At 70.8% G+C, this 22,263-nt stretch carries 23 protein-coding genes, 1 tRNA gene and 1 pseudogene; 14 read left to right on the top strand and 11 right to left on the bottom strand.

What is annotated here, in order from left to right; genetic code table 11:
• Positions 1–693 precede the first annotated feature (693 nt).
• Positions 694–1,527 (top strand): SAM-dependent methyltransferase, encoded by an 834-nt coding sequence (locus ACFY1H_RS28565; protein ID WP_366584830.1) that lies wholly within the window; start codon positions 694–696, stop codon positions 1,525–1,527.
• 337 nt (positions 1,528–1,864) lie between these two features.
• Here the strand turns inward: ACFY1H_RS28565 and ACFY1H_RS28560 are convergent, their stop codons facing one another.
• Positions 1,865–2,935, bottom strand: a complete 1,071-nt coding sequence (locus ACFY1H_RS28560) for a class I SAM-dependent methyltransferase (RefSeq protein ID WP_386951261.1) — start codon at positions 2,933–2,935, stop codon at positions 1,865–1,867.
• 354 nt (positions 2,936–3,289) lie between these two features.
• On the opposite strand from ACFY1H_RS28560, the pseudogene ACFY1H_RS28555 reads away from it, so the two are divergent.
• Together ACFY1H_RS28555 and ACFY1H_RS28550 are read left to right on the top strand one after the other, a co-directional pair.
• A pseudogene (locus ACFY1H_RS28555) lies at positions 3,290–3,608 on the top strand (transposase); the annotation flags it as partial.
• Between the two features lie 283 nt (positions 3,609–3,891).
• Positions 3,892–4,914, top strand: a complete 1,023-nt coding sequence (locus tag ACFY1H_RS28550) for a tyrosine-type recombinase/integrase (RefSeq protein WP_386951258.1) — start codon at positions 3,892–3,894, stop codon at positions 4,912–4,914.
• A 78-nt stretch (positions 4,915–4,992) separates the two neighbouring features.
• Here the strand turns inward: ACFY1H_RS28550 and ACFY1H_RS28545 are convergent.
• From ACFY1H_RS28545 to ACFY1H_RS28525, 5 genes are all read right to left on the bottom strand, one after another.
• Positions 4,993–5,065 (bottom strand) — tRNA-Ala (locus ACFY1H_RS28545).
• A 55-nt stretch (positions 5,066–5,120) separates the two neighbouring features.
• Positions 5,121–5,978, bottom strand: a complete 858-nt coding sequence (glpR, locus tag ACFY1H_RS28540; protein WP_386951255.1) for a gephyrin-like molybdotransferase receptor GlpR — start codon at positions 5,976–5,978, stop codon at positions 5,121–5,123.
• 161 nt (positions 5,979–6,139) lie between these two features.
• Positions 6,140–6,799 carry a GNAT family protein gene (locus ACFY1H_RS28535; RefSeq protein WP_366584695.1) on the bottom strand — a complete coding sequence of 220 codons (660 nt, stop codon included), beginning with the start codon at positions 6,797–6,799 and terminating at the stop codon, positions 6,140–6,142.
• Positions 6,799–8,082 (bottom strand): gephyrin-like molybdotransferase Glp, encoded by a 1,284-nt coding sequence (glp, locus tag ACFY1H_RS28530; RefSeq protein ID WP_366584697.1) that lies wholly within the window; start codon positions 8,080–8,082, stop codon positions 6,799–6,801. The genes ACFY1H_RS28535 and glp overlap by 1 nt, the downstream gene beginning before the upstream one ends.
• Positions 8,079–8,984, bottom strand: a complete 906-nt coding sequence (locus ACFY1H_RS28525; protein ID WP_364049271.1) for a UTP--glucose-1-phosphate uridylyltransferase — start codon at positions 8,982–8,984, stop codon at positions 8,079–8,081. The genes glp and ACFY1H_RS28525 overlap by 4 nt, the downstream gene beginning before the upstream one ends.
• Before the next feature lie 24 nt (positions 8,985–9,008).
• Between ACFY1H_RS28525 and ACFY1H_RS28520 the strand changes: the two genes are divergently transcribed.
• The 4 genes from ACFY1H_RS28520 to mscL all read left to right on the top strand — a co-directional run bounded on the left by ACFY1H_RS28520 (position 9,009) and on the right by mscL (position 11,244).
• Complete coding sequence (locus tag ACFY1H_RS28520) at positions 9,009–9,602, top strand: 5-formyltetrahydrofolate cyclo-ligase (protein WP_366584699.1); 594 nt, start codon at positions 9,009–9,011, stop codon at positions 9,600–9,602.
• Positions 9,603–9,692: 90 nt separating this feature from the next.
• Positions 9,693–10,001: an FmdB family zinc ribbon protein gene (locus ACFY1H_RS28515; protein WP_366584701.1), complete on the top strand. Its 309-nt coding sequence runs from the start codon at positions 9,693–9,695 to the stop codon at positions 9,999–10,001.
• A gap of 129 nt (positions 10,002–10,130) precedes the next feature.
• Positions 10,131–10,778 (top strand): SAF domain-containing protein, encoded by a 648-nt coding sequence (locus ACFY1H_RS28510; protein WP_386951248.1) that lies wholly within the window; start codon positions 10,131–10,133, stop codon positions 10,776–10,778.
• A gap of 58 nt (positions 10,779–10,836) precedes the next feature.
• On the top strand, positions 10,837–11,244 hold the full coding sequence (mscL, locus tag ACFY1H_RS28505; RefSeq protein WP_366584705.1) for a large-conductance mechanosensitive channel protein MscL: 408 nt from the start codon (positions 10,837–10,839) through the stop codon (positions 11,242–11,244).
• 3 nt (positions 11,245–11,247) lie between these two features.
• Here mscL and ACFY1H_RS28500 read toward each other — a convergent pair whose 3' ends face one another.
• Positions 11,248–11,415, bottom strand: coding sequence for a hypothetical protein (locus ACFY1H_RS28500; RefSeq protein ID WP_366584707.1), 168 nt, complete (start codon positions 11,413–11,415; stop codon positions 11,248–11,250).
• Positions 11,416–11,506: 91 nt separating this feature from the next.
• The gene (locus ACFY1H_RS28495; protein ID WP_328604492.1) at positions 11,507–12,007 is read right to left on the bottom strand and encodes a MogA/MoaB family molybdenum cofactor biosynthesis protein; all 501 of its coding nucleotides are present in this window, start codon (positions 12,005–12,007) and stop codon (positions 11,507–11,509) included.
• Positions 12,008–12,129: 122 nt separating this feature from the next.
• On the opposite strand from ACFY1H_RS28495, the gene ACFY1H_RS28490 reads away from it, so the two are divergent.
• Both ACFY1H_RS28490 and ACFY1H_RS28485 read left to right on the top strand, forming a co-directional pair.
• Complete coding sequence (locus ACFY1H_RS28490) at positions 12,130–13,191, top strand: SDR family NAD(P)-dependent oxidoreductase (RefSeq protein ID WP_366584710.1); 1,062 nt, start codon at positions 12,130–12,132, stop codon at positions 13,189–13,191.
• A 48-nt stretch (positions 13,192–13,239) separates the two neighbouring features.
• Positions 13,240–14,094: an MBL fold metallo-hydrolase gene (locus ACFY1H_RS28485; RefSeq protein WP_366584712.1), complete on the top strand. Its 855-nt coding sequence runs from the start codon at positions 13,240–13,242 to the stop codon at positions 14,092–14,094.
• A 41-nt stretch (positions 14,095–14,135) separates the two neighbouring features.
• Here the strand turns inward: ACFY1H_RS28485 and ACFY1H_RS28480 are convergent, their stop codons facing one another.
• From ACFY1H_RS28480 to ACFY1H_RS28470, 3 genes are read right to left on the bottom strand one after another with little or no spacing between them, the layout of a single operon-like run.
• Positions 14,136–15,197 carry a HAMP domain-containing sensor histidine kinase gene (locus ACFY1H_RS28480; protein WP_366584714.1) on the bottom strand — a complete coding sequence of 354 codons (1,062 nt, stop codon included), beginning with the start codon at positions 15,195–15,197 and terminating at the stop codon, positions 14,136–14,138.
• Complete coding sequence (locus ACFY1H_RS28475) at positions 15,194–15,895, bottom strand: response regulator transcription factor (protein WP_366584716.1); 702 nt, start codon at positions 15,893–15,895, stop codon at positions 15,194–15,196. The genes ACFY1H_RS28480 and ACFY1H_RS28475 overlap by 4 nt, the downstream gene beginning before the upstream one ends.
• Before the next feature lie 8 nt (positions 15,896–15,903).
• Positions 15,904–17,313 (bottom strand): hypothetical protein, encoded by a 1,410-nt coding sequence (locus ACFY1H_RS28470; protein WP_386951241.1) that lies wholly within the window; start codon positions 17,311–17,313, stop codon positions 15,904–15,906.
• Between the two features lie 144 nt (positions 17,314–17,457).
• On the opposite strand from ACFY1H_RS28470, the gene ACFY1H_RS28465 reads away from it, so the two are divergent.
• Genes ACFY1H_RS28465 through ACFY1H_RS28445 form a run of 5 tightly spaced genes read left to right on the top strand, consistent with a single transcriptional unit; the run spans position 17,458 to position 21,266 of the window.
• Positions 17,458–18,117 carry a glycosyltransferase family 2 protein gene (locus ACFY1H_RS28465; protein ID WP_364182131.1) on the top strand — a complete coding sequence of 220 codons (660 nt, stop codon included), beginning with the start codon at positions 17,458–17,460 and terminating at the stop codon, positions 18,115–18,117.
• Complete coding sequence (locus ACFY1H_RS28460) at positions 18,114–18,797, top strand: DUF2064 domain-containing protein (protein ID WP_386951236.1); 684 nt, start codon at positions 18,114–18,116, stop codon at positions 18,795–18,797. The genes ACFY1H_RS28465 and ACFY1H_RS28460 overlap by 4 nt, the downstream gene beginning before the upstream one ends.
• Positions 18,794–19,423, top strand: coding sequence for a class I SAM-dependent methyltransferase (locus ACFY1H_RS28455; protein ID WP_386951234.1), 630 nt, complete (start codon positions 18,794–18,796; stop codon positions 19,421–19,423). The genes ACFY1H_RS28460 and ACFY1H_RS28455 overlap by 4 nt, the downstream gene beginning before the upstream one ends.
• A complete protein-coding gene (locus ACFY1H_RS28450) occupies positions 19,420–20,814 on the top strand; it encodes a molybdopterin-dependent oxidoreductase (RefSeq protein ID WP_386951231.1) in 1,395 nt (464 codons plus the stop codon). Before ACFY1H_RS28455 ends, ACFY1H_RS28450 begins: the two co-directional genes overlap by 4 nt.
• Complete coding sequence (locus ACFY1H_RS28445; RefSeq protein ID WP_386951228.1) at positions 20,811–21,266, top strand: hypothetical protein; 456 nt, start codon at positions 20,811–20,813, stop codon at positions 21,264–21,266. Before ACFY1H_RS28450 ends, ACFY1H_RS28445 begins: the two co-directional genes overlap by 4 nt.
• The last annotated feature ends 997 nt before the right edge of the window (positions 21,267–22,263 follow it).

Raw genomic sequence — 22,263 nt, 5'->3', positions numbered from 1 at the left:
TACACCGAGGCCCGCGCCGCTCCCCCCGTCACGACCCTGTGACATGCAACCACCATCGCCGCACTTCGAAGCTGTCCGCAACGATGCCGTCGCAGGCGGGCTGCCCGAACTGGGTAGCCGACGGAACAATCCCTGACACTCAAATGGGAAGCCGCGCAAACCACCACGACTTACCTCCCCGACGCAACCACAGCGGGGGGTCCGGGGGGCGAAGCCCTCCCCGGGCGGGGCCTGGGGGTTTGCACCCCCAGAAAACAAAACGGAGCGAGCCAGTTCGCGTTTTCAGCGAACACAACTCGCCCCGAGTGACATGGAGCTGAGGGGAATCGAACCCCTGACCTTCTCGATGCGAACTATCAGCACGAACGCCGTTGCCGGTCTTTGCCGAGGTCAGAGGGTCGTCGCTGGTCGATCGCGGGCGCTGAGCGTCGGTGCGGTTGCTGTACTTCGCTGCTGTACGGCAACGAACCGACCCGGGAAGCAACTCGGGGTCGGACGGAGGTAGGTGGGCGAGCTGCCCTGGTGACGCGGGTGGCCGGCAGGGTTCGAGCCATGGCGGGCGGAGTCACCGCCACGCTGCTCGTCGTGGGGCCGGTCTGAGAAGGCCGGTGAACAACCGGGGATGTGGACACCGCGTCGGTGATCACTACTAACCTCGGTGTAGCTGTGGCCACTCGAGCAGGAAGGCACGACATGCCGGCAGACGCTGCTGACTTGAACACTCCGGTCGGGGTCGATCCGCATCGGGCCAGCGTGGCGCGGATGTACGACTACGCAATGGGGGGCAAGGACTGGTACGAGGTCGACCGCCTCGAGCTCGAGCGGCTCAAGACGGTCATGCCGGAAGCGGTGGACCTTGCGCTGGAGAACCGGCGGTTCCTGATCCGGATGTGCCGGTTCCTCGCGGAGCAGGCGGGGCTCACGCAGTACCTGGACCTGGGATCCGGTCTGCCCACGGCGGAGAACGTGCACCAGGTGGTGCAGCGGGTCGACCCGCTGTCGAAGGTCGTCTACGTCGACCACGACCCGGTCGTGACCGCGCACGGCCGGGCGTTGCTCGAGGAGAACGACAACACCCGCTACATCGCCGGCGACATCTTCGATCCGCGCGGCATCCTCGAGGACGAGACCGTGCGCAGCCACCTCGACTGGAACCGGCCGATCGGGCTGCTGTTCATCGCGAGCCTGCACCACTTCAAGGGTGACCGGGCGCGCCCGGCCGAGGTCACCGGCGAGTTCATCGATGCACTGCCTTCAGGTTCCTACGTGGCGATCTCGCATGCCTTCAACCCCGGTGACGGTGCGGACAGCGAAGCGATGCGGGCATTCGAAGCGGCCGTCGCCCGCGGCTCGCTCGGCGGCGTCACGGCACGGACCGCGGAGGAGATCGTCGAGCTGTTCCACGGGCTCGAACTCGTCGAACCCGGGCTGGTCGAGCTGGTCAACTGGTGGCCCTCTGGGCCGCGCCTGAAGCCGTTGAACGTCGCCCAGCGACTGATGGCCGGAGCCGTCGCCCGCAAGCCCTGACCGACTCCGCGCCGATTCTCCGGTGTGGCGGCACCGCTTTAGGAGAGCGGTGCCGCCGAACGGCCGGTAGCGCCTCTGACCAGGGATAACGCCGCGTTCTAGCCGCCCGGGGAGGTCATTTCGGGGTGTCCTCGCGGCAGCAAGGCCGCCTTGCGCCCGGTCAGCACCCCAGCGCAGAACGAGTGGGAGCGCCGCCACCGCGCGAACGCCATCACCGGAATCCCTCACGGCGCGTGTGGTAGCCGAGATCGAAGCCAGTCACGGGTGAGATTTCTGCCATCCAGAGCCGGACCAAGGTCGAGTATCCCGCGCACGTCCCGATCGCAGGCGTCGCCGGTCAGCGGCGCGCAGCGTAGATGCGGTTGCTCACCGTTTCCGCCGCCAGGGTCCACGTGCGCAGGCCTGATTCGGCGGCAATAGCGCGCATAGCGTCCTCGCCGGCGTGGTTGCCGAGGGCGTGCGGGCCCTTCTGGGCCAGCGCGGCGGGCAGGCAAACGGCGACGGAGGTCGCGGCGAAGGAACGGCCCACGGGGTTGATGGTGTCCTCGACGTTGCCGGACACGTTGGGTTCGACGATCATGCAGGTGCCGTCGTCGGCGAGGGCCCGCTCGGTGCGGCGGAGGGCGGCGCCGGGGTCGCCGAGGTCGTGCAGGCAGTCGAAAAACGTGATCAGGTCGTACCGCTCGCCGGGAAAGTCCCCCGCCGCGGCGACGTCGAAGGTGACGCGGCCGCCGAGGCCTCGTTCGGCGGCCAGTTTCCGCGCCGCCTCGATGGACGGACCGTGGAAGTCGTAGCCGTGGAACTCCGACCGCGGGAAGGCTTCGGCCATCAGCAGCGCGGAATACCCGTGCCCGCAACCGATATCGGCCACCGACGCCCCACGTTCCAGCTTCTCGACGACACCTCCGAGCGCCGGGAGCCACTCCTGCACGAGTGACGCCGTGTAGCCCGGCCGGAAGAACGCCGCGACTCCCTCGAACAGCTCCGGCGCGTGCTGCGCCCAGCCGACGCCCTCGCCGGTGCGGAACGCCTCTGCGAGCGCGTCCTCGGTGGCGAACAGCGCCTTCAGCATGGTGAACGTGCCCATGGCATAGGTCGGCGAGGACGCGTCCGCGAGGACGGCCGCGTGCTCGTCCGGGAGCTCATACGTGGCGCCACCCGGGTCGTAGCGGACGTACTCTCCGGCGACCTGGACGGCCAGCCACTCGCGCACGTACCGCTCGACCAGACCCGATCTTTCGGCCAGCTGCGCGGACGTCAGTGGTCCGGCGCCGGCCATTGCCGAATACAGGCCGAGCCGCCCACCGAGCGACGTGGACAACCCCGCCTTTGCCGCGCCGCTGTCAACGACGACCCGCCGCTGGAAATCCGCCACACGGTCCTGATCCAACGAACCTGCGTCGGTCATGTCAGTCATCTCCTGTCTGCGCCAGGTCGGGCTTGCCCAACTCACGTTACGCAGCTGCCCACAGCCGAGCGCACAGCTGCGCAATAGGTTCACCACGTCCGGCCACGCGCTCGAGCCGGACAAACCCGGCTGGTCGTCCTCGCGGTTGGTGCGCCGAGCCGCCGAGGCCAAAAGATCAGATCAGCCCAGGGAACGGCGGATCTCGCAACGACGTGACCAGGAATTACGCACCGCCCACGGCCTGCACGACGCACTCCAGGCGCTCATAACAGCAGGCACGGTCGCGGTGTTTCCTCTGCTGGGTATGAGCGGCGATCAGGCTGTCCCGTCGGCGCAACGTCCGGGTCCCGCCGCATGAGCAAGCTCACCCACGAGACGCTGTTGATCCCGTCGTTTTCGACGCGTCCGCAAGGTGGTGGGCAGGTCGCCGGTCGAGGACCGGGCTGTGTTCACGGCGGCGGTGTACGTGCTGACCAGCGGGTGCGCGTGGCGGATGCTGCCACCGTCGCTCGGGGTCACGGTGCCGACCGCACATCGCGGGTTCGCCGAGTGGACCAAAGCCGGTCTATGGCCCCGCCTTCACCGGTTCGTCCTGGACGACCGCGCAGGCCTGCCCCTGGCGGTCGCGGTGTCCGCCGCCAATACCAACGACTCCTACGCCCTAGGTCCATTAAGGACGGCGGAAATCGTCGAGTCCTGCCTGCTTGGGTTGACGAATACATCAATCGACTCGTGGAGGAAGCGGCCTGATATGGCGAGCAAGGGACGCGCCAACGGCGAGGGGGCGATTTACCCGTTCCGCAACGGGTTTGCCGCGTATGTGTGGGGTCACCACTCCGACCGGTGAAAGGAAGCGCAAGTACGCGTACGGCCCGACGCGCGAACTGGTCCACGAGAAGTGGCTCAAGCTTCATCGGGCGGCCAAGAACGGCCCTGTGGCGACCGCGGTGCCGCGCTTGCGCGAGTATCTGAACTACTGGTTGACGGAGGTGATCAAGCCGAACCGCGCGCCTCTGACGTACGTCAACTACGAGCTGTTCACCCGGCTCTACATCAACCCGGCATTGGGCGACCAACGGCTGGACAAGCTCGGTCTGCGCGACGTTCAGAAGTGGATCAACGCCATTCCGGGAATCTGTCAGTACTGTGCGCAGGGCAAGGACGCGCGGCGAGACGAGAAACGCCGCCGGTGCTGTGCTCTGAGCGCTCGCCTGTGCTGCAAGGACGCGCCATCGGCCCGGACGGTCTCCGACGTCCGCGCGTGCCTGCGCGCGGCGCTGAACCACGCAATCCGCGAGGAGTTGATCAGCCGGAACGTCGCGGAGCTGGTGACGCTCCCGACCGTCCGCAAGCGCAAACGAACAGCCTGGACGAGCGAGGAGGCCCGGAGGTTTCTCGAATCGGCCCGAGACGCCCGGGACGCGATGTACGCCGGGTACGTGCTCGCCGTTGTCCTGGGCCTGCGCAAGGGCGAGATCCTGGGGCTCCCGTGGGACGCGCTCGACTTCGACAAGGGCGAGCTGGCCGTCAGTCACCAGCTTCAGCGGGCCAGTGGCGAGCTGCTGCACCGGGAGACGAAGACGGCCGCGTCGGACGACACCATGCCGCTGCCGTCCATCGTCGTCGCCGCCCTGGAGAAGCGGCGGCGGGACCAGCTCGCCGACCAGAAGGAGGCGGAGCTGGCCTGGCACCCGAACGACTTGGTGTTCACCACGAAGTACGAGCTGCCGATCGACCCCCGGAACTTCAACCGATCCTGGGACAACCGAGTCACGCGCTCAGGGGTTCGGAAGATCACTGTGCACGATGGACGGCGATCCTGCGGCACGCTGCTGGTCGACCTGGACGTGCACCCCCGGGTGATCATGCGCATCCTGCGGCACGCGCAGTTCTCGATGACGATGGAGATCTACTCGCAGGCGTCGTCGAAGAAGACACGGGACGCGCTCAAGCGTCTTGGCGAGAGCCTCGACGAGTAGCGCCATTGCTGTACTTTGCTGCTATCAAGGCAACAAAAGAGGCCGTCCACTCTACAGTGGACGGCCTCTGACCTGCGGTGGAGCTGAGGGGAATCGAACCCCTGACCTTCTCGATGCGAACGAGACGCGCTACCAACTGCGCTACAGCCCCTTGTTCAGTGCTCGTAGAGCGTATCAGCTACCCCAAGAGCACCGAACGCCGGGGGTCACTCCCCGACCGCCCGGCGGTACGGGCTGGTCCCCGGCTCGTCGAGTTCCTCGAAGGCCGGGTCTTCGTCGTCGAGGTCGACCACGACGGCCTGGCGGCGGATGCGGGACATGGGGGACGGCTTGCGTTCCACGATCTCGCGGGGTGCCGGGGAGACGACCTCGACGTGGTCGTCCTCCTCTGAAGCAACCGAAGCCGCCGGAGCCGAAGCCGAGGCCGAAGCAGCAGGACGCCGCGGCGCCGGAAGGGGCTCGCGAGCTTCTCGAGAGCCTTCCCGCGCATACCGCGCCATCCGCCGCTGCCGGATGTCGTTTTCGATGCGGACCTGGCGGCGCAGGTACGCGAGGTAGCCGACCAGGATCACGTCGACCACGGCGTTGCCCCACCACACCACCGACATCACGAAGCCCGCGAAGGCGGCCGACGCGACGGCGAGGATCAGCAGGATCACGACGATCCGCTGGCGGAACGCGTACTTCGCCCGCGCGGCGATCTCCGCCGCTTCCGGGTCGAAGCCGCCGCGGCCCGGGCGGTAGCCGGGGCGCGAGCGGGCGGGCTCGTCGCGCACTTCGGCGGCCGGCTGGGGCAGCGGCTCGGGTTCCTGTTCTTCCTCTTCGAGGTCGGCATCGAGCTCCGCCTCGAGTTCGGCGAGGTCGTCCTCCACCGAAGGTTTCGCACTTTCGGACACGGCGAACTCCTCCTGTCCTTCATTGCGAGCTCCCCCGCTGCGCACGACGCGCGCTGCGAGCGCGGACGACGGCGTCCGTGCAACCTGCTGGCGCTTGCGAGCCACCATGGGCACGAGAACGACGAGCCATGCCGCGGCGAGCGCGACGATGATCACCGAGCTGGGCATCTCCCGTCACCTCCCCCGATCCTCTGCTGTAGTCACGCTAGCCACAACAGTCACACAGGAGACGCAGACTCGCCGGGTTCGATCACGAAATTGCGTCACCGGATTAGGTGAATCTCACAGTATGTGGTAACGCGTGATCGGAACCGGACCCGTAGTCACCATCAGAGCAGGTCGGCGCGTCCCATGGCCACGAGCCGGGAGACGAGGCCGTCGCCGATCTCCTCTTTCGTCACGGCGAAGCAGAGGTGGTCGCGCCAGGCGCCGGCGACGTCGAGGTAACGCTCGAACATGCCCTCCTGCCGGTAGCCGGCCTTGGTGAGGACGCGGATGCTCGCGTTGTTCTCCGGTCGCACGGTCGCCTCGAGCCGGTGCAAGCCGGACGCTTCGAAGGCGTGATCCGTCACGAGGGCGACAGCCGCCGTGGCAACCCCGCCGCGCACGATGTCCGACGACACCCAGTACCCGATCCAGGCCGATCGCAGCGAGGCACGGATGACGTTACCCACCGTGATCTGCCCCGCGAACTTTCCGTCGACCGTGATCGTGAACGGCAGGCACTGCCCGCGCCGCGCGAGGCCGCGCAGGGCCGCCCACTGCGAGGGCCACGACCAGAACGCGTTGCGGTCGGGCCACGGCCCGATCCCCGTCGGCTCCCACTGTTCGAGGTGGTCGCGGTCGCGCAGGCGGATGCGGCTCCACTCGCCGGCGTCGCGCAGCCGTACCGGTCGCACACTGACGACCCCGGCCGGCACGCGCAGCCCACCGAGCTTCGCGGGCCAGCCCGGGTGGCGGCTTTCGACCGGGTACGAGTACGAGCCCACTACGCCCGCTGCGCGAGGAACGTGACCTTCACCTGCTCGCCCGCGGCCACCTCGGTGAGGTCCTCGTCCACGGTGATCAGGCAGTTCGCCTCCGCCAGCGACGCCAGCAGGTGCGCACCCGACGTGCCGAGCGGCTGCACGAGGTATTCCCCGTTGGCCTCGTCGCGCAGCAGCTGGCCGCGCAGGTAGCCGCGCCGGCCCTTCGTCGACGTGATGGGCGACAGCAGCCGCGCGCCGACGATGCGCCGGTGCGGGTTGCGCGTGCCGCGGGCGGCCCGGATCAGCGGCCGGACCAGGACCTCGAACACCACCAGGGCGCTCATCGGGTTGCCGGGGATGAGGAACGTCGGCACGGAGTCCGGGCCGAGCCGTCCGAAGCCCTGCACCGAGCCCGGGTGCATCGCCACGCGCGTCATGTCGATGTGGCCGAGGTCGGACAACGCGGCGTGCACCTCGTCGCCGGAAGCGCCACCGGCACCGCCCGCGACCACCACGATCTCCGACATCAGCAGCCGGCCCTCGACGATCTCGCGCAGCCGCTTCGGGTCGCTCGGCACGATGCCGACGCGGCTCACCTCGGCGCCGGCGTCGCGCGCGGCCGCGGCCAGCGCGTAGGAGTTGACGTCGTAGACCTGCCCCACGGACGGCGTGCGGTCGACGTCCACGAGCTCGTCGCCCACGGACACGATCGACACGCGCGGACGCGGGTAGACCAGCACCTTCGCACGCCCGACGGCGGCGAGCAGGCCCACCTGCGCGGACCCGATGGTGTCGCCCTTTCGTACGGCGACGTCGCCGATCTGCACGTCTTCGCCCGCGCGGCGCACGTACGCGGCCGACGGCACGGACTTGTGCACGGTGAGCTTGGCCTGGTGCCCGTCGGTGTACGCGGTGGGCACGACGGCATCGGCGAGCGTCGGCAGCGGCGCGCCGGTGTCCACGCGCACCGCCTGCCCGGGCTGCAGCCGCCGCGGCTGGCGGGAGCCGGCCTGGATCTCGCCGACCACCGGCAGCTGCACCGGCTCGTCGCCGGCGGCGCGGACGTCGACGCTGCGCACCGCGTAACCGTCCACGGCGGCCTGGTCGAAGCCGGGCAGGGCGTGCTCGGCGACCACCTCCTCCGCGCACAGCAGGCCCTGCGCCTCGGAGATCGCCACGCGGACCGGCCGCGGCCGGACGGCGGCGTCCAGCGTCAGCGCGATCTGCGCGTCGACAGAGCGCAGCTCCGCCTCCGCGGGTTCCGGGGCCTCTTCGGCCGGGGCAGCGTCGAGGGAGTCCGTCATGGGCGTTCGGTCCCGATCCGTTCGGTCAGCCACGTCCGTAACGATGGCCCGTATTCGGGCGTTTCAAGCGCGAAATCGACGGCGGCGCGCAGGAAACCACCCGGATTACCCAGGTCGTGTCGTCCGCCGCGGTGCACGACCACGTGAACGGGGTGGCCTTCCTTGATCAGCAGCGCCACGGCGTCGGTCAGCTGGAGCTCGCCGCCGGAGCCCGGCTCGATCCGGCGCAGTGCGTCGAAGATCGCGCGGTCGAGCAGGTACCGCCCGGCCGCCGCGTAGGTCGACGGCGCGTCTTCCGGCCGCGGCTTCTCGACCATGCCGTGAACCTGCTTCACGTCCGGGTCGTCGGTGTCGGAGACGTCGAACACGCCGTAGGGCGAGATCTGCTCCTTGGGGATGTCGAACGCGCAGAGCACGCTGCCCCCGTGCTGCGCGCGGACGGCCGACATGCGGTTGAGCACGCCGGTGGGCAGTACGAGGTCGTCGGGCAGCAGCACGGCGACGGCTTCATCCTCGTCGGTCAGGTTCGGCTCGGCCTGGGCGACGGCGTGGCCCAGGCCCAGCGCCTGCTCCTGGATGGCGACCTCGACGTCGAGCAGCCCCGGCCCGCGCCGCACCTTCTCGAGCAGCTCGGTCTTGCCCTTGGCCTCGAGCGTCTTCTCCAGCTCGGGCTGCGCCTCGAAGTACTTGACGACGGCGTCCTTGCCGGGCGAGGTCACGATCACCAGGCGTTTCGCCCCCGCGGCCGCGGCTTCGCTCGCGACGAGCTCGATGCCCGGCGTGTCGACCACGGGCAGCAGCTCTTTCGGTACCGCTTTCGTCGTCGGCAGGAATCGGGTCCCGAGTCCGGCCGCAGGCACGATGGCTGTTCTGAACGTCTGGGAGGTTGAGGCGCCCGTCATGGGCGCAAAGCCTAACGTGGTCGCATGCTGGCACCGGGCAATGAGCACCTGAGCAAGGCGGAGTGGCGTGCACGAGTTCTTCAGGCGCGCGCCTCAGTGAGCCCTGCGGAGCACGCGGCGGAGGCCGAGGCGCTGGCTTCGGCGGCCGCTTCGGTGGCCGCGGGGACGGTGTGCGCGTACGTGCCGTTCGACACCGAGCCGGGGTCCGTTTCGCTGCTCAACGCCCTGGTCAAGGCCGGTTCGCGCGTGTTGCTGCCGGTGATCCCGGATGTCGTCGGGCCGCTCGACTGGGCTGTCTACTCGGACGAGTCGACGCTGGTGCCCGGCCGGCTGCGCGGCATCCTCGAGCCGTCGGGGCCGAGGTTGGGGGTCGGCGCCGTGTCGGAGGCCGACGTGGTGCTGGTGCCCGCGCTCGCCGTCGACCGCCGCGGGGTGCGGCTCGGACGTGGCGCTGGTCACTATGACCGTTCGCTCACTTCGGGCGGCGCGGACCGGTTCGCCGTGGTCCGGGCCGAGGAGCTGGTGGATTCGCTCCCAGGTGAGGCGCACGACGTCCCGATGACCGGGGCATTGACCCCCGCCGGTCTGGTCCGGTTGCCCGCTCTCACAGTGATGTGACGCAGGGGGAATTGCGCACGGGGAATGCCGTCCAGCACAATTGGGTTGGCACTCTTGTCTCACGAGTGCCAGTTGCATGAAGGAGCTCCAGTGCCCACGTACCAGTACGCCTGCAAGGAATGCGACCACCGCTTCGAGGCGGTGCAGTCCTTTTCCGACGCCAGCCTGACCGTCTGCCCCCAGTGCTCCGGTCCGCTGCGCAAGGTCTTCAGCTCGGTCGGCGTGGTCTTCAAGGGCAGCGGGTTCTACCGCACCGACTCGCGCGACTCGTCGAAGTCTTCGACCACGGCCGCCGCGCCGGCGAAGTCCGAGACCAAGACGGAGACGAAGAGCGAGTCGAAGACGGACTCTTCATCGTCCTCCTCCACCACGACGAAAACCGCTTCCACCGCCTCCTGACCCCTGAGTTGTCCACAAGGGGGTAGTTGTCCACAGGTCGCGGAAGTTCCTCTTTCCGCTGGTCACCACCGTCCCTAACGTCGGTTTCGTGCGGCACCGCGCCGCACGGGATCCGACGAGGGGACGACCGTGGACACCCTGCTCATCCGCCTGACCGATCTGCACTTGCTGCGCGGCAGGCGCGCCCGGCTGCTTCGCCGGTTCCTGGCCGCGGCCCTGCTGCTGGCCGGCGTGCTCGTCCTTCTGCACCCAGCTTCGGCGCGTGGTGCACCTTCCACAGCCACCGTGGTGGCCGCGCGGGATCTGCCCGCGGGCTCCGTGCTGCGCGCCGCCGATCTCCGGCTGGCCGACCTTCCCGACGACGTCCGGCCCGCCGGCGCGCTCGGCGACGTCGGCGCGGCCGTCGGCCGGCTGCTGTCCGGCGCTGCCCGTGCGGGTGAGCCGCTGACGGACGTCCGCCTGTTGGGGACGGCCCTCCCCGCGAAGGGGGATTCCGGCACGGTCACGGTCGCCGTCCGGCTGGCTGACGCGGGCGTCGCGGAGCTGTTGCGGCCGGGTCAGCACGTCGGCGTCGTGGCGGCTCCCGGTGCGACGCACACCGCCGCTGAGCTGGTGAAGGACGCCACGGTGGTCACTGTGCACCGTCCCGACAGTGGGGGTCAGGGGGTGATCGCACCCGACAAAGGCCCACTGGTGCTCCTCGCGCTGCCCGTGAGCGTGGCCAACGAGGTCGCTGCGACGTCGCTGGAACGACCCGTTACGGTTACTCTCCGCTAACCCGTCCCTGTTCCGATGGGCGACGGACCCCCCGTCTGAACCTCTCGAGGAGTGGCACATGCTGAAGGGCTTCAAAGACTTCCTGATGCGCGGCAACGTCGTGGACCTCGCGGTCGCGGTCGTGATCGGCGCCGCGTTCACGGCGATCGTCACGGCGTTCACCAACGGTTTGATCAAGCCACTGATCAACGCCATCGGCGGCAGCGACGCCGCGCAGGGTCTGGGGTTCTACATCTTCAGCGGCAACAAGGGCACGTTCCTGGACTTCGGATCCGTGATCAACGCGGCGATCAACTTCGTGATCGTGGCCGCGATCGTGTACTTCCTGTTCGTGCTGCCGGTGAAGCACCTGCAGGAGCGTCGCAAGCGCGGTCAGGAGCCGGGTCCGTCGGAGCCCACCGATGTCGAGCTGCTCACCGAGATCCGTGACCTGCTGCGCGAGCAGGCCACCAGGTCGGACGTCTGAGGGTCAGCGGTCGTGGTGCGGTGGCCGGTTCTCCAGGTACCAGGAGTCCGGGGTGTCCCCGCTCAGGCCTCGCTCGTCCGAGGTGGTCTCAGGCAGCACGTCACCGAAGATCTCGTCGACCCGGCGGCGCTCGGCCGCGGTGTCGGAGGGGCGGGATTCTTCACGTGGCATGACCCCATCGTCCCACCCGCTGTTTGACAACTGCAGAGAGATGCGAATCGCCTGGCCCTCGTCGTGGCGGGCCAGGCGGGGCGGCCGGGGTTCAGACCTCTTCGAGGCCGGAGAGCTCGTCGATCACGTGCGGCACGAGCGAGGACAGGGTCGCCATGCCGTCGCGCACCGCGGCGCGCGAGCCGGCGAGGTTGACCACCAGCGTGCTGCCCGACACCCCTGCGAGGCCCCGGGAGATGCCGGCGTCGACCGCACCCGCGGCGAGGCCCGACGCGCGCAGCGCCTCGCCGATGCCCGGGATCGGCCGGTCGAGCACGCCGGCGGTGGCGTCGGGCGTGCGGTCCCGCGGCGAGACACCGGTACCGCCGACGGTGATCACGAGGTCGGCACCGCCGATCACGGCGGTGTTGAGCGCGTTGCGGATGCCGGCGGTCTCGGCCTCGACCACCACGACGCCGTCGACGATGAAGCCGGCCTCTTCGAGCAGCTCGGTGACGAGCGGTCCGGTGTTGTCCTCGTGCTCCCCGTGGGCGACCCGGTCGTCCACGATCACCACGAGGGCCCGGCCCAGCCGCTGTGCGCTCCGTTCCATGCCGACACCGTATCCGGTGACGGCACCCGGCCGCCGCCGTGGGCGGGTGATTCCTGACGATTCGGTGACGTGGTCCGGCCGGGGCGGGCGTGGTCCGGTCCGTGCGCCCTAGCGTCGGCAGGGTGCGAGTACTGATCACCGGTGGAGCCGGGTTCATCGGGTCCCACATCGCCGACCGGCTGGCCGACGCGGGCGACGAGGTCGTCGTGCTGGACACCCTCCTGCCCACCGCCCACGGCACGCCCACGCCGCCGGAGTACACGGGCCGCCACCGGTTCGTGCGCGGCGACGTCACCGACCCGGACGAGGTCGCCGAGCTGCTCCGGGGCATCGACGCGGTGTGTCACCAGGCGGCCGTCGTCGGGCACGGCGTGGACCCGTCGGACGCGCCTTCGTATGCGCTGAACAACGACTACGGCACGGCGGTGCTGCTGGCCGGGATGCACGCGGCCGACGTCCGCAAGCTCGTGCTGGCGTCGTCGATGGTGGTCTACGGCGAAGGCCGCTACTCGTGCCCTCGCCACGGGATCGTGCCGCCGTCGCCGCGACGGCAGTCCGATGTGGACGCCGGCCGGTTCGAGCCCACATGCGGCGACTGCGGTGCGGAACTGCACTGGCAACTTGTGCCCGAAGGTGCACCTCTTCTGCCCAGGAGTACGTACGCCGCAACGAAACTGGCGCAGGAGCACCTCGCCGGCGCGTGGGCACGGCAGACGGGCGGCACGGTGTGGGCGTTGCGCTACCACAACGTGTACGGCCCGCGGATGCCGCAGAACACGCCGTACGCCGGGGTGGCGTCGCTGTTCCGTTCGTCGCTCGAGCGCGGTGAGGCGCCGACCGTGCTGGAGGACGGGCGGCAGCAACGGGATTTCGTCCACGTCCACGATGTCGCCCGCATCAACGCCCTGGCGCTGCACGCCGACGGGCCGAGCGGGGACATCACGCCGCTCAACGTCTGCTCGGGTGACCCGCACACGGTAGGCGACCTCGCCCGCGAGCTGGCGCGCGCGTACGGCGGGCCGGAGCCGCGGATCGTCGGCGGCGCGCGGCCCGCGGACGTCCGGCACGTGGTCGCCGATCCGGCGCTGGCCAGGAAATTGCTGGGATTCACGGCGGAAACCACGTTCGAGGACGGCATCACCTCGTTCGCCACCGCGGAGTTGCGCGCGCCCGTCGGCGCCTGAGATCCCGCTTGAGACGAAGGTCACTTCCCGGAATTATTTCCTGCCACCGTGATCTTGGTCGTGTGCATGCGGTCCATCGAGGTGGGGAACATCGAGATCCATGCGCTGGCCGACGGCCGGATCCGGCTGCTGGCGCCGTTCTTCCCGGGACTCGACGCGGGGAGACATCCCGGCGCGTTCGCGGAAGACGGCACCGTCCACGTGCCCACGGGTGCGTTCCTCGTCCGCGGCAACGGCCGGACGATCCTCGTCGACGCGGGGCTCGGCCCGCGCGAGATCGAGTTCCCGGAGGGCCTGCGGCCCGACGACGGTGACATGGGCGCGGGCGGCGGCCTGCCCGTCGCGCTCGCCGAGGCCGGATGCTCGCCGGCCGACATCGACACGGTTCTGTTGACGCACCTGCATTCCGACCACGTCGGCTGGCTGGCGCCGCAGGGGAAGCCGTACTTCCCGAACGCCACGGTGCTCTACGGCGCGCAGGACTGGGCCGCGCTCGTGGAGCCGGTCGGGCGCCACGACTGGACGCGGATCGGGCTGGAAACCGTGCGTGGCCACGGACACCTGCGTGCGCTGAACGGCGACGTGGAGATCGCGCCGGGCATCACCGCGCGGCACGCGCCCGGGCACACGCCGGGTCACTACGTCGTGGACATCACCGCGGACGACCGCCGGGTCGTACTGCTCGGCGACGTGCTCCACACGCCGGCGCAGCTGGTCGACTCGAACATCCGGTTCATCAGCGACAGCGATCCGTCGCTCGCGCTGCTGACGCGTCAGCAGTGGCTGCGGCAGGTCGCGGGCACCGACACGATCGTCGCGCCCGCGCACTTCCCGGGGATGCAGTTCTTCCGCGTGACCGCGGACCGGGTGGCGGAGCCGGTGGAGGCCGTCACCGTCGGCTGAACTCGTCCGTCCACTATGGCCGGACGGTGGTGGCCGGACGGTCAGACGGAAGCGGCGATCTTGGCCAGCGGCAGCCGGACCTCGAACCGGCAGCCGGGGCCGTGGTTGTGCACCCCGATGTGACCGCGGTGGGCCTCGACGAGGCCCTTGGCGATCGCCAGGCCGAGGCCACCGCCGGAGGTCGTGCCGCTGCGGTCGGGGGTGCGGGCCTGGGTGCCGCGGAACGCGACGTCGAAGACGCGGCCGATCTCGTCGTCCGGGATGCCGCCGCAGGAGTCGTCGACGGCGAGGATGGCCTGGTCGCCGTCGATGTCGAGCTGCACGGCGACCGTGCCGTCGGGCGGGGTGTGGCGGATGGCGTTGGAGACGAGGTTGCGCACGATCCGCGCGAGCTCCGGGTCGCTGCCGGACACGACCGGCCACGCCTCGGCGTTCTCCAGCACGCGCACGCGTTTGCGCTCGGCCACGGGTGACTGCGCGGCGACCGCGTCGCTCACGACGTCGCGGAGCGGCACGGCGGACATGGTGAGTTCGAGTGCGCCCGCGGTGATCCGGGAAAGCTCGAACAGGTCGCCCACCATGCCGGAGAGCCGCGTGGTCTCACCGCTGATGCGCTGGGCGTAGTCGGCGACCTCGTCGCGCTCGGAGACCACGCCGTCGGCCAGCGCCTCCGCCATGGCCTGGATGCCGGCGAGCGGGCTTCGCAGGTCGTGGCTGATCCACGCGACGAGCTCGCGCCGGGACGCTTCGGCGGCGCGTTCGCGGTCGCGCGCTTCGCGTTCCCACACGCTGCGGCGCGCGATCGCGCGGCCGAGCACGATCGCGGCGGGCACCGTCACCAGGGCGACGAGCAGGCACACCAGCAGCTCCGTCATCAGGGCCTCGGTGAACATGAAGCCGCTGATGCCGATGACGCCGACGAGCAGGGCGATCACCGGGATGAGCACGAGCACCGTCATCGTGGTGGCGAGCGAGCGGTTGCGCAGCGTGTAGAGAACCAGCCCGCCCACCGCGGCCACCGGAAGCGCGAACAGCAGCGCGAACGGCAGGATGTGCAGAACGTGGATGAGCATGTCCAGGGCGGATTCACCGGTGTTGATCATGACTGCTCCCGGTCGTAGCGGTAGCCGACGCCCCAGACGGTGGCGACCCGCGTCGGCTTGGCCGGGTCGCGTTCGATCTTTTCGCGCAGCCGTCGCACGTGGACGGTCACCGTGGACTGGTCGCCGAAGTCCCAGCCCCACACCTTCTCGAGCAGGTCGGCGCGGGAGAAGGCCACGCCCGGGTGGCCGAGGAAAAACGCGAGCAGGTCGAACTCGCGCGTGGTCAGCGGCAGCTCGGCCCCGCCGAGGGTGGCCTGGCGGGCGGTCATCTGCAGGCGCAGGTCGCCGTCCACGAGCTCGGGCGCGGGAGGCGCGGCGCGCGGCATCCGGGCGCGGCGCAGCACCGAGGCCACGCGCAGCGCCAGCTCCTTGGGACTGAAAGGTTTGGTGACGTAGTCGTCTGCGCCCAGCTGGAGGCCGGCGATGCGGTTCTCCTCCTCGCCGAGGGCGGTGAGCATCACGATGGGTACGTGGCTCACCTGACGCAGGCGGCGGCAGACCTCGAGGCCGTTGATGCCCGGCATCATCACGTCGAGCACCACGAGGTCGGGGTTGCGTTCGGCGAACAGCGCGAGGCCCGCGGCGCCGTCACCCGCGACGTCGACCGTGAAGCCGGCGACCTCGAGGTAGCGCCGGACGACATCGCGCACCGTCTCGTCGTCGTCGACCACGAGCACGCGCCCGGCCTGGTCCTCCATGCCTCACCTCACCAGCTCGTCAGAAGAAGATGGTTGACCGCCAGCGCGGTCACCGCCTGCCCGGCCAGCCACCAGCGGCGGCCGGGTGCGGGCAGCAGGGCCGTCATCGGCAGCAGCCACGCGCCGAACGGTAGCCAGATGCGTTCCACCTCCGCCTTCGACAGGCCGGACACGTCGGCGAACACGATCGTGACCACGGCGGCGATGCCGAGCAGCAGCACCGGGTCGCGCAGCAGGCCGCGACGCGACTCGGGCAGGAACGCCCCGGTGACCCCGCGGCGAGCGGCGGCGACCACCGCCGGGCCGGCAGCGACGGCGACGGCGGCCAGGTCGGCCCACACCCAGTACGAGTATGGCCGAAGCGTGGCGATGCCCTGGTAATAGCGCTCGACGACAAGGCGGTAGCCGTCGAGCCACCAGAACCCGGCCAGCGCGAAGGCGGCCACCACGGCCAGTGCGCCGACCACGGCGAGGGCGGCGGCGCGCCACTGGCGGCCGAGCACGGCGACGGCGAGCGCGACGAGGCCCAGCAGCACGAGGCCGTAGGAGAGGAAGGCGCCGTAGCCGAGGAGCACACCCGACGCCAACGCGGTGGGCACGGCGTAGCGGCGGCCGTGGGTGAAGCCGACGGAGGCCGGGGCGAGCAGGGCGATGCCGGTGGCCGTGACGCCGGCGAAGAGGCCGTCGGCGGAGACGCCCAGCCACACCGCGCCCGGGGAGAGCACGGCGAACGGAAGCACGGCGCGCGCCGCGCTCTGGCGGCCGAGCAGGGCGACCGTGGCCGGCACGGCGACGGCGACGAGGGCGGCGACCAGGATCACGGCGGTGGAGGCCCAGGCGCCGCCGCGCAGGCCCAGGTGGTCCAGCCAGACGAACACCAGCGTCGCGCCCGGCGGGTGGCCGGAGACGTGCGTGGTCCACGAGTTCGGCTGGAAGTCGAGGATGCGGGAGCTGAACTCGCGCAGGAACCGCGGGATGTCCGTGATGCCGGGCACCTCGTGGAGGTACTCCTGCGGGGTGGTCAGGCGGCCGGTGAAGCCGCGCGACCAGCCGTCGATCATGGCGAGGGAGAAGATCCAGGCGAGTGAAGTCGCGTACCCGGCGGCGAGGGCCCGTCGCCAGGACAGCCGGGTCGCGACCGCGGGGCCCCACAGGACCACGGCGGCCGCGACCAGCACGGCGAACACCGAGCCCGGGCCCACGTGGGGCAGCCAGTGGGCGAAGATCGGCGCGGTGGGCGCGTAGATCACCACGCCGGAGTTCGGCCGGTTGTAGTAGAGCCCGACGGCGGCTGCGGTGGCGACCAGCACGAGGGCGGCGCCGACCGCGATCGCGTCGCCGCGCGTACCGGCGCGGCGGGGCTCGGGTGGTGGCGCGGGCGGCCCGGCGAGCCGGGCAGCCGAAGTCGACTCGCTCATCGACCGCACGATAACCCCCGTCGCGGTCTCGCACGGGGCTGGAAGACGCAGCCGTGAGAACTCGGTAAGAAGTGGGCTCGCGTCATGATTCGGTAAGCACCACAAGGGTTCTCGACCGTCCTTTACGGACCTAGCGTACGCCTGGTGAGCGATCTTCAGGTAGACGTCGTGCTCCCTTGTCTCGACGAGGCGGGCGCGCTGCCCGGTGTGCTGGCCGCGCTGCCGGCGGGGTTCCGCGCGATCGTGGTGGACAACGGTTCGTCGGACGGCTCGCCCGACGTGGCGGCCGCGCTCGGCGCGAAGGTGGTGGACGAGCCCCGCCGCGGGTACGGCGCGGCTGTGCACACGGGGCTCGAGGCCGCGACCGCGGACATCGTGTGCTTCGCCGACGCCGACGGTTCCCTCGATCTCGGCGACCTGCCGCGCCTGGTGGCCGCGGTGGAAGGCGGCGCGGACCTCGCCGTGGGGCGCCGGGTGCCGACGCACGCGGGTGTGTGGCCGTGGCACGCGCGGGCGGGCAATGCGGTGCTTTCGCTGTTGCTGCGCAGCCGCGGGCTGCCGGTGCGGGACATCGCGCCGCTGCGCGCGGTGCGGCGGGACGCGTTGCTGGGGCTGGGCGTGACCGATCGCGCCTTTGGTTATCCGCTGGAGCTGCTGATCCGCGCGCAACGTGCGGGCTGGCGGGTGCGGGAGTTCGACGTGACCTACGGGGAGCGCGCGAAGGGCACGAAGTCGAAGGTGTCCGGGTCGGTGCGGGGCACGCTGCGCGCGGTGCGCGACTTCGGGCGGGTGCTGGCCCGATGACCTCCCGGTTCTGCGTGCTCGTGGTCGCCAAGGCGCCCGTGCCCGGCTTCGCGAAGACCCGCCTGTGCCCGCCCGCAACGGCGCGGCAGGCCGCGGAGATCGCCGCGGCGGCGTTGCTGGACACGCTCGACGCCGTGTGCGCGACGCCCGGCGCGCTGCCCGTGGTCGCGATGACCGGCGACCTCGGCTCGGCGGCGCGCGGGAGCGAGATCGGCCGGTCACTGCGGCGGGCGACGGTGATCGCCCAGCGCGGCTGGGACTTCGGGGCGCGGCTGGCCAACGCGCACGCCGACACGGCGTCGGTGCACGCCGGGTTGCCGGTGCTGCAGATCGGCATGGACACGCCGCAGGTGTCGCCGGAGCTGCTGGGCTCGTCGATCGAGCCCGTGCTGCGCCGCGTGCACGACGCGGTGCTGGGGTCCGCCGAAGACGGCGGCTGGTGGGGGCTCGGACTCAGGGACCCGCGCCATGCGCAGGTGCTGGCGGGCGTGCCGATGTCGCAAGAGGACACGGGCGTTCGCACGGTTCGGGCGCTGGCGTCGGTCGGCCTGTCGGCGGGGCCGCTGCCAGAACTGTCCGATGTGGACACCATGGGTGACGCCGTGCGCGTGGCCGCGGAGGCGCCCCGCGGGCGGTTCGCGGCGGCCGTGCGCGCGGTCGAGGGACGGGAAGTGGCGTGAGGAAACTGAGTACCGGCACGGAGTTCGACCGCGGGCTGCTGGGGCAGCGCTGCTGGCTGGAGCTCGCCAACGGCGACCGAGTCGATCTGCCCGTCGACCGCTGGACCGAGGGCTGCGACCTGGGTGACACCGTGCTGCTCGACGCGTGCGACGGCCCGACACTCGACATCGGCTGCGGCCCGGGCCGGCTCACGGCGGCGTTGGCGAAACGCGGTGTGGTGGCGATGGGAGTGGACACCTCGCCCACCGCCGTGCGGCTGACGCAGGAGCGGGGCGCGGTGGCGTTGCGGCGCGACGTCTTCCAGCCGCTGCCCGGCGAGGGGCGCTGGCACCACGCGTTGCTGGCCGACGGGAACATCGGGATCGGGGGTGACCCGGTTGTGCTGCTGGATCGGATGCGCGAGCTGATCGCGCCGGACGGGGACGTGCTGGTGGAGCTGGAGCCGCCGGGGCGGGGCGTGCGGCGGGAGGCCGTGCGGCTGCTGCCGGGTTCGTCGGGGCCGTGGTTCGTCTGGGCGTGGGTCGGGGCCGACGCGATCGCGGAAGTGGCCATGCGCGCGGGGTTCCACGTGGACTGGACCACGAGCCGGGGCCACCGGTGGTTCGCCAGGCTGGAGCGGGCATGACCGACGAGAAGCCCACCGAGGACGCGTCGCCGGACGGCATCTGGACAGAAGGCTCCGTGGACACCGAAGGGCCCGAGGCGCCGCGGGAGCACCGGCTCGTCGCGGCGTGGAAGCGCTTCGACGAGCGCGTGTCCGAGGCACAGGTGCGGTTCGGTGAGCGGGCCGCACAGGCGCGAGCGGGGGCGGCGCGCGCGAAAGTGCGGGCGGAGCAAGCGAAAGCGCGCGTGGACGAGCGGATCGAGAAGCTGCCGATCCCGCGTGAGGAGCAGTTCAAGGGCGGGGCGCACGGCGAGCGCGTGACGGCGCGGATCGGCGCGCTGCTGGGGCTGGCGTTCCTCATCTGCTTCGTCACGGGCCTGCTCAGCCACCTGATCCAGCACCCGCCGGGGTGGTTCTTCTGGCCGAGCCGTCCGGTGTGGCTGTACCGGCTGACGCAGGGCGCGCACGTGATCTCGGGTATCGCGGCGATCCCGTTGCTTCTGGCGAAGCTCTGGAGCGTCTTCCCGAAGCTGTTCGAGCGGCCGTTGGTGAAGTCGTTGCCGCACGCCCTGGAGCGGGTGTCGATCCTGGTGCTGTCGGGGTCGGCGTTCTTCGAGCTGAGCTCGGGGTTGCTGAACGTCGCGCAGAACTACCCGTGGAGCTTCTACTTCCCGGAAGTGCACTACGCGGTGGCGTGGGTGGCGATTGGGTCGGTGGTGGTGCACGTGGCGGTGAAGCTGCCGATCGTGCGGCGGGCGTTGACCCGCGAGACAGTGCTGGCAGCGCAGGCCGAACAACCGCCGGCCAAGAAGCCGGTCTACGGGTTCACCCGCCGTGGTTTCCTGCGGACCACGTGGATCGCGACGGGTGTGGCGGTGCTGTCCACAGCGGGCGCGACGGTGCCGTGGCTGAAGGACATCTCCGGGCTGTCGTGGAAGACCGACAAGGGCCTGCAGAAGCTGCCGGTGAACCGCACGGCCGTCGCGGCGCGCGTGACGCGGACGGCGGTCGACCCGAACTGGCGGCTGTCGGTGGTGACGCGGGGCGGGACGAAGCAGTTCACGCTGGCCGACCTGCGGGCGCTGCCGCAGGTGAGCGCGGATCTGCCGATCGCGTGCGTCGAGGGCTGGAGCCAGATGGCGAGCTGGCGCGGGATCTCGTTCCCGACGCTGCTGCGCGCGGTCGGGGCCGAGCCGGGCGCGGAGGTGCGGGTGTCGTCGCTCGACAAGACCGGTCTGTACGGCGCCAGCACGCTCCCGGGCGAGCACACGGCCGACGACTTGACCCTGCTGGCGTTGGAGCTCAACGGCGAGGTGCTCGACGTCGACCACGGCTACCCGTGCCGGGTGATCGCGCCGAGCCGTCCGGGCGTGCTCCAGACGAAGTGGGTCGAAAAGCTGGAGGTGCTGTGAAGGTCATCCGGATCCTGCTCGCACTGGCAGGCCTGGCGGCGCTGGGTTTCGGTGCGTCGCTGTTCGTCGACTACGCGGCACCCGCGTGGCCGGAGAGCTTCAAGACCGTGCTGTGGATCGGCGGCGGCCCGATCGTCAACGACGCCGTGTTCGCGCCGGTGGCCGGCGTGCTTGGCCTGCTGCTCTCGCGGGTGCTGCCGGCGACGTGGCGGGCGCCCGTGCAGGTGGGCGCGGTGCTGACGGCTGTGCTCGGGTTCATCGCGTTCCCGTTGCTGTGGCGCACGTACGGCGTTATCCCCAAGCCGGGCCTGCACGACGGCAACACGTGGGCGGGGCTCCTACTGACGCTGGCCGTGGTGTGGGCCGTCGTGATCCTCACCGGCGCGGCCCGCACGGTACTCGCGCACCGCAAGCCGCGCCGCCCCGCGACGAAGAGCGCTGCCGCCCAGTAGGCTGGGAAGACGCCGGAGACCTCTCCGTACCGCCTCCGACTCGGTACGGAGAGGTCTCCGTGGGGCGTGAGGTGCCCACGAGGTGCGCGGGCCAAACGTCGATAACCCACGAATTTTCCTTACCGGGCAAAGAGCCTGGTCACAGTGTTGGAATTCGCTGAGGAATCTTCCGGACAACGCGTTCGGCCGCGCGTGGAGCGCCCGCAGCCGAGTGCGGCCCTACCGCTCGCGGTGACCGGATAACCACGCCGGCTTGGCCGGCCAAGGGTTCTTCGAGCCGCCGAACGCTGCGGGCCGCGAAGCCCCGGGACCGCGCGCCGCTCCGGCAGCGGCCGGCGACCTCAGCGAGGCCGCCGGCCCGAGGCCTCTGAAAGCCCCGCCAACGCGCCCACGCTTGGAGCGCTGCAAGCCGGGTGCAGCCCTGCCGCTCGCGGCGACCGGATGACCGTATCGAGCTTGCCGGCCAAGGGTTCTTCAAGCCGCCAAGCGCATCAGGCCGCGAAGCCCCACGACCTCGCGCCGGTCCGGCAGCGACCGGCAACCTCAGCGAGGCCGCCGGCCCGAGGCTTTGAAACCCCGGCAACGCGGCCAGCCACGCTTGGAGCGCCGCGAGCCGGGTGCAGCCCTGCCGCTCGCGGCGACCGACGAAGAGGCCGGCCAAGCTTGCCGGCCGAAGGTTTCTTGAGCCGCAGGCGCATCGCCCACAACGACCTAGGATCGCGCGCCGGTCCGGCAGCGACCGGCAACCGCAGCGACGCCGACGGCCCGAGGCCTCTGAAAGCCCCGCCAACGCAGACAGCCACGCCTGGAGCGCAGCGAGCCGAGTGCAGCCATGCCGCTCACCGTGACCGACGAAGGTGCCAGCCAAGCTTGCCGGCCAAGGGTTCTTCAAGCCGAGCGCATCGGGCTGCGGAGCTCCGGACCGCGCGCCGGTCCGGCAGCGGCCGGCTACCGTCCCGAGGCCGTCGGCCCAAGGCTTTTGAAAGCCCCGGCCACG

Origin of the sequence: Amycolatopsis sp. NPDC001319, assembly GCF_042896185.1 — a bacterium.
GTDB lineage: Bacteria > Actinomycetota > Actinomycetes > Mycobacteriales > Pseudonocardiaceae > Amycolatopsis.
The sequence above is the reverse complement of the archived record's forward strand: the minus strand, read 5'-3'. Positions and strand labels throughout refer to the sequence as shown.